This window comes from Gottfriedia sp. NPDC056225 (assembly GCF_042267765.1).
In the GTDB taxonomy this organism is placed as follows: Bacteria; Bacillota; Bacilli; order Bacillales; family Bacillaceae_G; genus Gottfriedia.
Genome location: NZ_JBHJTJ010000003.1, coordinates 155176 through 169926 on the forward strand (window position 1 = coordinate 155176; position 14751 = coordinate 169926).

Here is a 14751-nt window from a genome sequence, read left to right on the forward strand (position 1 = left end):
ACAATTAACTTTAATCTAGAATTATTAATATAGTCAAATTAGTTGTAAAATATTGGAATTATAAAAAAGTGGCCAGAGGGGATAAAATGATAAAATTTTTAGTTATAAGCATAATCTTCGTACCTATTGTTATCCTAATCACAAAATCGAATTTGCAAAATATTAGTGTTTGGATACTTATCTTGCTATTTGCTCAAAGCGCTGTCTATTCAATTTGGGACTATGTTGTAAAAAGGAACCGTAATAAGAAACAATTCAACTAACGCACTGCATTCGTTCAATAAGAACTCCAAAGGTTGTCTAACTTGGCAACCTTTTTTTATTTGAAAGATCAAATACAGAGCCCTTATCTAAAAATAACATTAAAAATTTCTTTATAAGTTAATTAAAATATAAAACAAGCCTCCAACACCATTAAAAGACGGGTTAATTTGAGATAAAACCTTTGTAGAATTTTGTCGTTTTTCATAATGATTAAGAGAAACGTTGATACATAAAGGTTTATAATAACCCGGTTGATTAAAAACAGAATATTCACGATAATTTAATTAAGATAAATGCACGAAAATTATTTGTTTTAAATGAGTAATTATAGTGAATTTTGTCAGAAAAAGAAGTTTTTTGTAATTAATTGTATGAATGAACTGGAGGAAGCAATATGGGGGAAAAGAGAGAGAAGGGCAAAGTAGTTTTTAAAGGTTTTACAATAGTAGCTTTAACATCTAGTTTTATATTAGGTTCACTTGGACAAACATCAAATATATCAAATGCTGCTAGTCCAAGTAAAGCAGAAGATATTCTTGCTAACCTAACTGCACAGCAAAGAGCGGCTCTTAAAGAGCTTTCAACGAATGAAGAATCAGGGCTTCAAATTTCTTCAGATATTGATTTGAACTCTACAGAGCAAACAAGTGTCATTGTTGAATTTGTAAATCAGCCTGTTAAAGTAGCACAAATTGAGGCGAGTGTAGAAGGTAAAAGTTTAACAAAATCAGACGCTGAGGCACGAATTGATCAAGACCATGATACTTTTACGAAAGATATTGCTCAAGTATTGAAAAGTGAAAAAAGTAAAAAAGTGGATTATAAAATAAATCGTTCATACAAAAATGCTTTTAATGGTGTATCCATGACAATACCAGCAAATCAAATTAAGAATCTATTAACATCCAAAGCAGTTAAAACAGTTTGGAGTAACCAAACATTTTCAATTGATCCACCAAAAGAAAATGAACAACTAAAAGCGGATGAAGCAAATGTTGGAAACTATACTCCATATGATGCGTTAGATCGTTTACATGCTGAAGGCTTTACTGGTAAAGGAATTAAAGTTGGGATTTTAGATACGGGTATGGATTATAACCACCCAGATTTGAAGTCTGCTTATAAAGGTGGATACGATTTCGTAGATAACGATAATGATCCTATGGAAACAACATACGCTGATTGGAAGAAATCAGGTAAACCTGAAATTAGTAATTCAGAAACTTATTATACTGAGCATGGTACGCATGTAGCTGGAATTATAGGTGGACGTGGTAAAGCAAATAGTGAGTATAAAACGTTAGGTGCAGCACCGGAATCGGATTTATACTCTTACCGTGTGCTTGGACCATATGGAAGTGGAACAACGGATGCCATTATTGCAGGGATCGACCGTGCAGTTCAAGACGGTATGGACGTTATCAATATGTCACTTGGTGCAGCTTTAAATGATCCACTGGCTGCAACTTCAATTGCAGTAAACAACGCTGTATTAAGTGGTATTACAACAGTCGTTGCAGCAGGAAATACTGGTGATCAAATGTATACACTTGGTTCACCTGGAGCTGCGGCATTAGCGTTAACAGTTGGTGCATCGTCAGTCGCTTTAGATGTGTACCAATACGCAGGAGTAAATAATGGAAAGAACTATTCAGCAATACAATTAGCTCAAAATTATTCAGATAATATGACATCACTAAAAGGAAAAACTTATCAATTAGTTGATGTTGGTCTTGGAAACCCAGCAGATTTTACCGGTAAAGATGTAAAAGGAAAAATTGCCTTTATTAAACGTGGTACGATTGCATTAATTGATAAAATTAAAAACGCAAAAGTAAACGGTGCTGTAGGCGTATTAATGTATAATGATGAAACAAATAAAGCTGAAGGTCCAATTCAAGCATTCCTTGGTGAATCAGTGGACGCAATTCCTGCATTTTCTGTTTCAAATGAACAAGGTTTAGAAATTTCGGCTGCAATCAAAGCTGGTGCATCAGATTTCACTTTTGGCGATTTTAAAAAGATACAAACAGCATCAGATGAATTAGCAGGATTTAGTTCAAGAGGTCCATCACGCATTAACTACGATATTAAACCAGAAGTGACTGCTCCAGGTGTAGCCATTCTTTCAACTGTACCATTTTATATAAATAATAAGACAGATGATGGATCAAAACCTGAAGACTATCGATATGCTTATGCGCGCTTATCGGGAACATCTATGGCAACACCGTATGTAGCAGGTGTATCAGCATTATTACTTCAATCAAATAAAGATTTACAACCTGAGGATGTTAAATCAATCTTAATGAACACAGCTGATCCATTATCGAAAGCGTATAGTGTTTTTGAAGTAGGTAGTGGTCGAGTAGATGCATACGAAGCAATTCACTCTAATGTAGAATTAGAAGTTGTGGATCAAACGCCAACAATTATTAATGGTAAAGAAAAATCTATTAAAGAACTAACTGGTGGTATTAGTTTCGGTTCTTATGGATCTGATGACAAAGATATTACAGATTCCCGTAATATTACGTTAAAGAATCGTAGTGAAAAAGCGAAAACATTTAAAGTAGACGTGAAATTCCAAACTGGATTAAGAGGATCTAAAGACGCGGTCGGGAATAATGTAACATTAACAGGACCTACATCTGTAAAATTAAATGGAATTAGCCAGAAGAATGTTAAGTTTAACTTAAACATTCCAAAAACAGCTGAAACAGGGACCTATGAAGGATATATTACCTTTACAAATACAGCAGATTCAACTGAAGAATATCAAATTCCATTCGGTGGGCGAGTTGTTGATGAAGGAATTGATACTTTTAAAATCAGCAATCCAATGTTTGGTACTAATACGGACTGGCCAGAAAATGCGAATCCGTATTTAAGCTTTACTTACTCATTAAAATCACATATGAAAACATTAGAGGTAGTGTTACAAGATGCTGAAACTGGTGAGGATCTAGGTTTAGTCGGTTCTTTTACACCAATTACATTGAATGAAAATCAATCTTATACGATTGGAAGGGGATTTAATTCAATTTACTATCCATTTACTGGTGATGCGAAAAATCCAATTAGTAGTGAGCCGATTAATGCAACAGCAGGTAAATATCGATTAAAAATGATTGGAACAAATGAAAAAGGTAAAGTATTCACTAAAGCAGCTGATTTCTTTATTGACGCTGGAGAACCAACTATGACGTCTAGCTTTGACAATTTAGATCAAAAAGTAATTGAATATAAAGATAGTCAATTTGATTCGAATGGACAGTTTTTATATGATTTTAATATTAACTTAAATGATCCAGAAACTGCAGAAGCAAATAAATTAGGTATACCAGTAGATCAATCAAGCAATGCAGTTGTATCGTTTTACAATAGTCCGTTTCCTGCAAAGCCAAAGTATACAGATAAAAACGGTAACTATACTGACAAAATTTTAGTTAAGAAAAGCTCTACTCCGTTAAATGTTTCATTTTATGGTTTTGATGCAGCTAGAAACTTTACAGCAAATGCATCAAATATGTTAGAAGTAACATTCGTAAGCGAAAATTTACCTTATTACTATTTAAAAGCAAGTAAAAAAACCGTTATAACAGGCGATACTGTCAATTACAGTGTTCGTTCAAATAATGTGAAAAATTTAAAAACTACTAAAATAAATTTAAAAGTAGATCCAAATCTTGCAACAATTCAAAATGTAGTAGTAAATGATGCAGTAAAACAATTTGGAGATGCGAATGTAACTGTATCTTCAGAACCAGCTGCAGCAGGTACACTTCTTTATACATTTACATTTACTTATAATGGAACAAAAGCATTGCCAGAAGACTTACAGCTTTTTAATTTTGATTTGAAAACAGCAAGCAAGTGGATTAAAGGATTGCCTTTTGATTGGTATACAATGACAACTTCAACGATAGACCAATCAAATGTAGAAACAAATAATGTCTACACTTATATGGAAACTTATAATAAAAAGATAACTAATTCAAGAATAGATGGAGCTTTATTATCAGAAGGGTTATATGATCCAGCTACTGGTCAAAAGAATTATGCAATTGATGCAAGTAAAATCGGTGCAAAAGTAACCGTTACTTCATATGACGGAAAAACGATTGTAGATGCTCCAATCTATAACAGTGCTGGTCAATATATTGCTGAAGGTATGAAGGCTGATCCAAAACCTTATACTGTAAAAATCGATGTGCCTGGTCATTTTACGATGTATAGAAAAATGAATCTATCAGATAATGTACGCGGTGAATATGTAGGAAAGAGAATGCTTTGGAATTTAACAAGTGGAGCGGCTGGTGATGTCAACAAAGATAATGTAATCGACATTTTAGACGCAATTGCTGTACAAACATATTGGGGTACAAATAAAAATACAACAGACTTTAACTTTGACAAAGTAGTAGATGAAAAAGACATGTATTTTATTGAGAAAAACTTTGGATTACAAAATTCTACAGTTAATAATGCGCCGAAACCAAAAACCACTTATAAAGGCAAGACTTTAGAAGACATCTTAAAAGATTTAGGATTAGATCAGTAATAACAAAAAGGGAAACCAACTGAGTTGGTTTCCCTTTTTGTTGTGCAATTTATTTCATTGTAACTACTTCTGTTTGACTTAGTACTTCTTTATTCGGCTTAACAGCAGATAAGAATAAGACTAGTACAGAAATAATACCGATCCAAATGATGATCGTCATTGGATGACTCACTGATAAGCCTTTGTCAAAATAGAATATTTCTCTTAATCCGTCAGCTCCAAAGCGCATTGGAACCCAAGAGTAAATCCAGTCTTTTGAAAAAGCTGGTAAAAGCTCTTTTGGCATACCAATTAAAGAACCAGAGAAGAAGAAGATTAGGGCAAAGATACCAACTCCGCCGAAACCTATCCATGATAGTACAGCAGAAATTAGAATATGGAAACAGAAATAAGCAATCGTTAAATAGAGTGCCACATCTAAGAAGTTTGGAAGTGTGATTCCCATCCACTTTGCCATTAATGTTATTCCAAAACCGATTAGGAATGATAAGATAACTCCTAAAAATAATTGTTCAAAAATAACTTTTAGTTTCCCAACTTTATTTGATGTTAGAGTTTTCTTTTTCGCTAAAAAGACAATAACTGCCCCGATTAAACTAGACATCCACAGTGGTGTTATTAAAACAACAGGTGCGTTTCCATTTGACGTATGTGTTCCGATTGCATTTACATTTTCAATCTTTGCTATGATTGGATTCGCTAATATTTCAGCTTGTTTTACTGAAATCGAGTTCACATTTTTCTTTAATTCATTAAAAATCTCGGTATGAATATTTAGGCTAAGATTTTCTACAATATGAGTTAGCATTTGACTAGCCATCGTTGAGCCCGTTGTATTTTTACCTTGGTTTACTAAAATTTTAATCGCTATTGGTGAAGGATTTGCTGTTTTTAGTGAAGCTTGATTTTTACTTAAATCACTTGGAAGAATAAGAGCACCGTAATATTTTTGATCATCTAGACCTTTACGTACTTTTTCTTCACTTGAAACTTGAATCCATTTAATTGCTGGCTTTTCACCATTAGTCGTTTTGGACAACTCAGTTATTTTAGAAACCATCATTTTGCCTATATTAATATTTCCTTTTGAAGGGACTTGGATACCTTGATCTTCGTTTACGATTGCAATTGGAAGATTTTTAGGTGTTGGATTAACAGATGATGCTAATGTAAGAGAAAAAATTATTGCAACAACTAATACTAGTATTGGCGCTATTATAGCTTGTTTTTGTTTAAATAAGTTCATTTGAATACCTCCTATATCCTATGTCACGGAATTACTGAACAACGTGTTGACTAATCTTATGTGTTGATATTACAATGAGTTTTAATAAATCACAATAAGCAAATAACATAAATGTGTTCATTGCTAAACAGATTTATATTATGTGTTTATTAAAAACTATAATTTAAAGGATGATATAAAGTGACTCAATCATTGAGAGAAATGAAGGTTGCAAAAACGAAGGAATTAATAAAAGAGACATTATTAGATTTAATTGAAGAAAAAGGATTCGAAGCGATATCAGTAAGAGATATTACATTAAAGGCTGGATTAAATAGAGGTACGTTTTATCTACATTATAGAGATAAATACGATTTAATGGAAAAAAGTCAAAATGAAATATTAGAAGAATTACAAAATCGACTAATGTATATAAAGCCAAGAGAATTGAATGAGTTTTATTCAAATGACATGGTCTACCCACCAATTTTAAATGTATTTCATTATTTAAAAGATAATCAAAGATTTATTAAAATTTTAATTAGTACAAAAGGTGACCCAGCTTTTCCAAAAAAAATGAAGCAGTATATTAAGGAAGCAATTTATGAAAAAATAATCAATATGATTGAGGAGGAATATATGATTGATCTTCCTCATGAATACACAACTGCGTTTATTTCTTCAGCTTTTTTTGGTCTTATGGAGCAATGGTTAGATAAGGATGAACCGATTTCTTCAGAAGAAATGGGTATTATGCATATGAAATTATTAAAATTTATGAAGCAATTTGTTAGTCAAATCGTTAAATAAAACAGGGACTAAAAGAGTTTATCTACACCCTTTTAGTCCCTGTTTTTTCTAAACACTTCATTTAAGATCTAGTTTCTGATATAGCTGTTCTTACTTTTTCAAATGATGTTTTAGCTTTATGAGAATTTAAGATCATTAAATTTACATATAATGCATCAATGATACTTAATTGAGCAATCCTTGAAGCTAGAGCCTCTGGTCGATATTCTGTTTCCTCAGATGATGTGTACAGGGAAACAGTAACATTTTGACTTAAGGCAGATTTCGGGAAACCTGTAATGCCAATTGTTTTGACACCGTTTTCATTTAATACTTGTAAAATACGCAAGATATCTTTATTGGAGCCAGAATGTGAGATCACGATGGCTACATCATCCTTTGTGAGTTGAGAAGCTGACATTAATTGAAAATGTGAATCCGTGTATGAATTTGCTTTAATTCCTGTACGAATAAATTTATGAAAAGCATCCATTGCAATTATTGAAGAACCGCCTACTCCATATAATTCAACTTTATTTGCTTTTAAGATCAGATTTACTGCTTTTTTAATCGATGCACTATCTAGAATTTGGGCAGTATTTTCAAGTGTTCGGATATTAGATTGAAATACTTTATTTGCGATTGTTATTTCATCATCTTTTTCGTTAATTTCCTCATGGATTTGCTGTATTGGCGTCATAATTTCCGTTGCTAGTGCAATCTTAAGGGCCTGATAGCCTTTAAATCCGATGCGCTTACAAAATCTAAAAACAGTAGCGTCAGCAACGTTCAAGTCTTCAGCAACTTCTGTAATTGTACTATGAATAATATGCTTTGGATTTTGTAATATATAGTCAGCAATCTTCTTTTCTTTATCACTTAGTCGTGCATAATAAGAACGAATTTTACCTAAGCTATTCGTTTGTTCCATGTTCTTTACACCTTCTTAGGGAATAGTTTTTTAGAATGAATATTAATATAGTTTTTTAAATAATAATGTATATATTTTAAATGTTTTGAAAAGTAGTATAGTTTACTTAATTATTATTATATAGGAAAAAAGAGGTTTTTTTAATAATAATATGAAAACCCTTTCTTGTGAAAATTATTTTGCATATTATCAGTATTAACGAAAAAATTTTTTTCACTCAATCTATTTATAATACAATTTTTCCATATATGTAGTATAGTAAGGAAAGTTTTCTAAGAATACAAATTTAAGGATTAAGTGAGTAGTAAATCGTACATATAAACCTGTTGGCAAAACATATAGTCATAAACCAATAAAAGAAAACGTTGAAATTTATAGAGACATTAATATTAGTTTATCTAGAAAGTTAAACGAGGAATATGAGAGGTTTGCTAATTTCCAAAATAAATGGATTAAGTGATTTAAACTGGTGAAAAGGATCGTTTAGTTTGTTTGAATTCGAAATTTTAAAAATTAAATCTATTTGACGAATAGTTCTTAAGTAATGTCAAAAAAATAATAAAATAGTCTTTAAGGTAGGATTTTATTTTGGAACGCTATCTTTTTTTTAGTTATATTGAATTGGATTTAGAGTGAAATTAACTAGTTTTAGGTAAAAATCATTAATTGTATTTTCCTTAAAAGGATATTAAAATTTAGTAAAGAATATTTAGATAAATATGGTTATAGAGATAGAGGAGGGTGCATATGATTGAGGGGGAAATCATAAAGTTTTATCGTGAAAAAATGGGGTTAACTCAAGCTATGCTTGGAGAAGGTATATGTACAACTACTCATGTTAGTAAAATTGAAAGAGGCAAGACGGCATACTCACCTGATATTATCGCTTTATTTTCAGATCGTTTAGGAATAAATATTAATCATGAAGTCCAATCGTTTTATAATTTAGAGAAAAAATTACATCTTTGGCATGATGCATTAATAATGAAAAAAGAAGCACAAATAGAAGAATGTAAAGCAGAACTTGATCAAATGCCCTTTATTGAATATTCACAATACGCAGCCCACTATAATTTACTAAGAGCAAGGTATTATTTTCATTATCAAAATTTAGATATGGTTAAGCAAATACTTACATATGTGAAAAAAGAATTCCCTGAATTATCTCCTTTCGAGAAAAATCTATTTTATCATCTTCAAGGTATGTTTTATATATCAAATTATACTAGCCTAAGTAGTGAAGACCATCAAAAAGCAATTAAAGTATTAAAGATGATTAATATCGATGAGTATCGAAATGAAGAATACTATCATCATCTTGCAATTGCCTATCATTATGGAAGCTCAAAAATATTGGCTTATAAATATGCTGAAATGGCTCTTAAATATTTTCAGAGAACGAATAATTACTTATTTGCGATTAGTTCTGAAACGCTTATGTTATTGCAGTACGGTAGTGAGTTAGAGATGAATTTTAATGAAGTTGTAGGACGCTACAAGGATTTAATTCATAACTGTGAAGTATTAGGGGACCGAGAACGTAAGGCTATATTATTAAATAATCTTGGCGTTAAGTATTTTAAGCGAGAAGAATATGAAACTGCATTATATTATTTTGAAGAAAGTATTAATGAAACCGAAAATAAAAAATCCATCAATTATTTAAGACGTTTGTGCAATTATTTAGAGACATGTACTGAAGGGACATTATTAGAAAAAGAGATACTTCTTGGTGTGATGAAAAGAGCACTTGCACTAGCAAAATTGTTAAAAAGCCCAGTACATATTACCCTTATTAAATTATTTAAGCTGAAGGCTGAGGGTGCTCGAGAAAAGTTTTATCAATATCTATCGGATGAGGCACTTCCATTCTTTTATTCTACTAATAATAAATTCTATATCGAACAATTTGGTAAGAAATTATATAAATACTATATAGAAATTAAAGATTTTCAAAAAGCTGCTGAATTATATGAATCAATTGAACATACATTTGTTAGCTTATAAAAAAATACATAGACAACGTTAATTAACGTGTCTATGTATTTTTTTTTGTAATGAATTAATTAATTGTAGTAAGTAAATTGTTCGAAATTAACTAAAATTGGTTTATTCGCATAGGGAAATATGTTGTAATTTGTCGTTTGTTTTAATGTGAAATGTAAAAACACTGATAAATCAGGGCTTTCTATAACCCAATTGATTAAAAAAAGAATATTCACAATAATGGAATTAGAAGGAATGAACGACAAATGTTCATTATATTTTGTTGATTACTAGAGAAAGTTGTCAAAAAAGTAGTTTTCTAGTAATTAACTGCAATTATTATTAAGTAAATGAACTGGAGGAAGAAAAATGGGGGAAAAGAGAGAAAAAAGTAAAGTTTTAAAAAGTTTTACGGTTTTAGCTTTATCATCAAGTTTTATTCTAGGTTCTTTAGGACATGCAACTAATGTTTCACAAGCAGCAAGTCCAAGTAAAGTGGAAGATCTTTTAGCAAAATTAACTTCAGAGCAAAGAGCAGCTCTTAATCAGCTTTCAACTAGTGAAGATACTGGGTTGCAAATTTCCTCTGAGATTAATCTAGACTCTTCTGAACCAACTAAGGTCATTGTAGAATTTGCTAATAAACCTGCTAAAGTTGCGCAAATTGAAGCAAGTGTGGAAGGTAAGACTTTAACAAAATCAGACGCTCAAGACTTAATTGATCAAGACCATGATACTTTTACGAAAGATGTTAGCAAAGTTTTGACAAATGGTAAAAGTAAAAAGGTAGATTATAAAATTAACCATTCTTATAAACATGCATTCAATGGTGTTTCCATGACCCTACCAGCAAATCAAATAAAGAATCTCCTAAAATCAAAAGCTGTAAAAAAGGTGTGGAGTAACCAAACATTTTCAATTGATCCACCGAAAGAAACTGATCAATTAAAAGCAGATGAATCAAACGTTGCAAATTATACTCCTTATGATGCGCTAGACCGCCTACATGCAGAAGGATTTACAGGTAAAGGAATTAAAATAGGGATTTTAGATACAGGGATGGATTATCACCACCCAGACTTGAAGGATGCATATAAAGGTGGATATGATTTCGTTGATAACGATAATGATCCGATGGAAACAACTTATTCAGATTGGAAAAAATCAGGCCAACCTGAAGTTAGTGGCACATCAACTTATTACACGGAGCATGGTACACATGTAGCTGGTATTATTGGTGGACGAGGTGTAGCAAATAGTGAGTATAAAACGATTGGTGCAGCACCAGATGCTGACCTTTATTCTTACCGAGTGTTAGGACCTTATGGATCAGGAACTGAGGAAGATATTATTGCTGGGATCGATCGTGCTGTACAAGACGGTATGGATGTCATTAACATGTCACTAGGTGCAACGCTAAACGATCCACTTTACGCTACTTCAATTGCAGTAAACAATGCAGTATTAAATGGAGTTACAACTGTAGTAGCAGCCGGAAATAGTGGAGATCAAATGTATACCCTTGGTTCACCTGGTGCTGCTGCATTAGCTTTAACAGTTGGTGCTTCATCTATCGCATTAGATGTTTACCAATACGAAGGCGTTAATAATGGAAAGAATTATTCAGTAAGACAATTAGCTAGAAATTATTCAGACGACTTAACAGCATTAAAAGGAAAAACATATCAATTAGTTGATGTTGGTTTAGGTAATCCCGCTGATTTCAATGGTAAAGATGTAAACGGAAAAATCGCTTTTATTAAACGTGGAACGATTGCGCTAATCGATAAAATTAAAAATGCAAAAGCAAAAGGTGCAGTTGGCGTTTTAATGTATAACGATGAAACAAATAAAGCTGAGGGTGCGATCCAATCATTCCTTGGTGAATCAGTCGATGCAATTCCAGCATTCTCTGTTTCAAATGAAGAAGGTTTAGCTATTTCAGATGCTATAAAAGCAGGTAACACAAATTTCGCATTTGGAGACTTTAAAAAGGTACAAACAGCGTCAGATGAATTAGCAGGATTTAGTTCAAGAGGCCCTTCAAGAGTAAACTATGACATCAAACCAGAAGTAACAGCTCCAGGTGTGGCGATTCTTTCAACTGTGCCATTCTATGTAAATAATAAAACAGGTGATGGATCAAAACCTGAAGATTATAAATATGCATATGAGCGCTTATCAGGAACGTCAATGGCAACACCTTATGTAGCCGGTGTGTCAGCATTATTACTTCAATCAAATAAAGACCTACAACCAGAAGATATCAAATCGATTTTAATGAACACTGCTGATCCATTATCAAAATCTTATAGCGTATTTGAAGCAGGTAGTGGACGTGTTGACCCATATGAAGCAATTCATTCAAATGTAGAATTAGAAGTAGTGGATCAAACACCAACAGTTATTAATGGAAAAGAAAAATCTATTAAAGAATTATCTGGTGGAATTAGCTTTGGATCATACGGTTTCGATGATAAAGACATTGCAGATTCTCGTAATATCACATTAAAAAACCGTAGTGAAAAAGCGAAAACATTTAAAGTAGATGTGAAATTCCAAAGTGGTTTAAGAGGCTCTAAAGATGCAGCACAAAATAATGTAACATTAACAGGGCCTACATCTGTAAAATTAAATGGAATTAGCCAAAAGAATATTAAGTTTAACTTAAACATTCCAAAAACAGCAGAAAAAGGAACATACGAAGGATTTATTACATTTACAAACACAGCAGATCCAACAGAAACTTATCAGATTCCATTTGGTGGTCGTGTAGTTGATGAAGGAATTGATTATTTTAAAATTGACAACCCAATGTTCGGTACGGATACAAGCTGGCCAGCAAATGCTTTCCCATTTTTATCATTTGATCTTTCATTGAAGTCACATATGAAAACATTGGATGTATTACTACAAGATGCTACAACAGGTGAGGATCTTGGCTTAGTTGGTTCATTTACACCAATCACATTGAATGAAAATCAAGATTACTTTATTGGAAGAGGATTCAGTTCAATTTACTATCCATTTACTGGAGATGCAAAAAATCCAATTAGTTATGATCCGGTAATAGCAAAAGCAGGGAAATACAAATTAAAGCTAGTTGGTACGAATGAAAAAGGTAAGTCATTTGTAAGAACTGCAGATTTCGTTTACGATGTCGCAGCACCGAATATGACTTCAAGCTTTGATTCTCTAGATCAAAAAGTAATTGAATACAAAGATAGTCAATTTGATTCAAATGGACAATACCTATATGACTTTAACATTAATCTAAATGACCCTGAAACTGCTGAAGCAAGTCGTTTGGGTCTGCCGGTAGATCAGTCAACTAATTCAGTTGTATCGTTCTACGATAGTCCGTTCCCAGCTAATCCAATTAAAACAGATCAGAACGGTAACTATACTGACAAGATTGTTGTTAAAAAACGTTCTACACCACTACAAGTTTCCTTCTATGGTATGGATGCAGCAAAAAACTTTACTAGCAATGCTACAAACAACTTAAGAATTGTATTTGTGGATCAAAATTTCCCATATTACTATTTGAAGGCAAATAAACAAACAGTAACAACAGGCGATACTGTAAATTACAGTGTGCGTTCAAATAATATTAAAACCTTAAAAACAACTAAAATTAATTTTAAGGTTGATCCGAACTTAGCAACAATCAAAAATGTTGTTGTAAATGATGCAGTAAAACAATATGGAGATGCACAAGTTTCAGTAACTTCAGTACCTTTTGGAACAAGTCAGCTTTATACATTTACATTTACTTATAATGGAACAAAAGCTTTACCAGAAGACCTACAATTGTTTAATTTCGACATGAAAACAGCAGAGAAATATACAAGAAGTGTGCCAAATGATTGGTATACAATGACGGCGTCTACAATTGACCAATCAAATGTTGAGACAAGCAATGTGTATGCGTACATGGAATCTTATAAAATTAAGAACACATACTCAAAGATAGATGGATCATTAAAATTAGAAGGAACAATTAATCCAGCAAACGGTCAGCCGAATTATGCGCTTGATCAAAGTGTAATCGGTGCAAAAGTAACAGTTACTTCTTATGATGGTAAAACAATTGTACAACCTACAATCAATAAAAGCGGACAATTTAGCGCAGAAGGACTGAAAGCAGAGCCAAAACCTTATACTTATAAAGTTGATGTTCCTGGACATTTTACAATGAATAGACAAGTACTTTTATCAGATGAAGTGCGTGGTGAGAATTTAGGAAAGAGGTATAATGTAAGCTTATTAACAGCTGCAGCTGGAGATGTTAATAAAGATGATGTAATTGATGTTTTAGATGCATTAGCTGTACAAACATATTGGGGTACAAATAAGGCTACAGCCGACTTTAACTTTGATAAAGTAGTAGATAAAAAGGATATGGACTTTGTCGTTAGAAACTATGGATTACAAAATCCTACTGTTGATAAAGCACCAAAACCAAAAACTACTTACAAAGGTGCAACTTTAGATAGTATTTTAAAAGATTTAGGTTTAGATCAATAATAAGTTTGCAAAAGGGAAGCCAGAAAATTTGGCTTCCTTTTTGATGTTGCATTGCTATCGGTGAAATAGTAAAGAAGTGAAGTGCAAATAAAAAGGTCAAATCTGCAAATAAAAGTTGAGACCTAATAAGTGATGAAAAAAAGTATTTTAAAAGAGTTTGAACGGGAATAATTATTGAGATTTGCTTATAAAATAAGCATTTATTTAAAGGGAAAAAGAATAATTAACGTTTAATTAAAATAGGATGAGCAATTTCAAGTAGTGCTGCTTTCCACTAAAATAATACAAAAATTGGGTTATTTCTATTTTTTTCAAGGGAGAATTTTGTCGAAAGTAGAGAGGGAGGTTTCTATTTATTGGTTAATTAGGGGGAAGGATAACCCAATTGACCGAAAATTGAAAAAAAACAATAATAAATATAGAAAGTAAATTTGATGCAGGATAGTTAGAATATGACGAAAA

The 14751-nt window shown here is 32.1% G+C and carries 6 protein-coding genes; 4 read left to right on the plus strand and 2 right to left on the minus strand.

Going from position 1 to position 14751, the window contains the following annotated elements; translation table 11 throughout:
- Window positions 1-658: 658 nt before the first annotated feature.
- Complete coding sequence (locus ACFCYN_RS04130; RefSeq protein ID WP_375947710.1) at window positions 659-4828, plus strand: S8 family serine peptidase; 4170 nt, start codon at window positions 659-661, stop codon at window positions 4826-4828.
- Between the two features lie 49 nt (window positions 4829-4877).
- On the opposite strand, the gene ACFCYN_RS04135 is transcribed toward ACFCYN_RS04130, so the two are convergent.
- Window positions 4878-6074: a YhgE/Pip domain-containing protein gene (locus tag ACFCYN_RS04135; protein ID WP_375947712.1), complete on the minus strand. Its 1197-nt coding sequence runs from the start codon at window positions 6072-6074 to the stop codon at window positions 4878-4880.
- 180 nt (window positions 6075-6254) lie between these two features.
- Here ACFCYN_RS04135 and ACFCYN_RS04140 point away from each other — a divergent pair, with 180 nt between their 5' ends.
- Entirely contained in the window at window positions 6255-6863 is a 609-nt protein-coding gene (locus tag ACFCYN_RS04140) for a TetR/AcrR family transcriptional regulator (RefSeq protein WP_375947714.1), read from the plus strand.
- A 61-nt stretch (window positions 6864-6924) separates the two neighbouring features.
- On the opposite strand, the gene ACFCYN_RS04145 is transcribed toward ACFCYN_RS04140, so the two are convergent.
- Window positions 6925-7773, minus strand: a complete 849-nt coding sequence (locus tag ACFCYN_RS04145; RefSeq protein ID WP_172445957.1) for a MurR/RpiR family transcriptional regulator — start codon at window positions 7771-7773, stop codon at window positions 6925-6927.
- A gap of 747 nt (window positions 7774-8520) precedes the next feature.
- Here ACFCYN_RS04145 and ACFCYN_RS04150 point away from each other — a divergent pair.
- Together ACFCYN_RS04150 and ACFCYN_RS04155 are read left to right on the plus strand one after the other, a co-directional pair.
- A complete protein-coding gene (locus ACFCYN_RS04150; RefSeq protein ID WP_375947716.1) occupies window positions 8521-9780 on the plus strand; it encodes a helix-turn-helix domain-containing protein in 1260 nt (419 codons plus the stop codon).
- A gap of 348 nt (window positions 9781-10128) precedes the next feature.
- On the plus strand, window positions 10129-14289 hold the full coding sequence (locus tag ACFCYN_RS04155) for a S8 family serine peptidase (protein ID WP_375947718.1): 4161 nt from the start codon (window positions 10129-10131) through the stop codon (window positions 14287-14289).
- The last annotated feature ends 462 nt before the right edge of the window (window positions 14290-14751 follow it).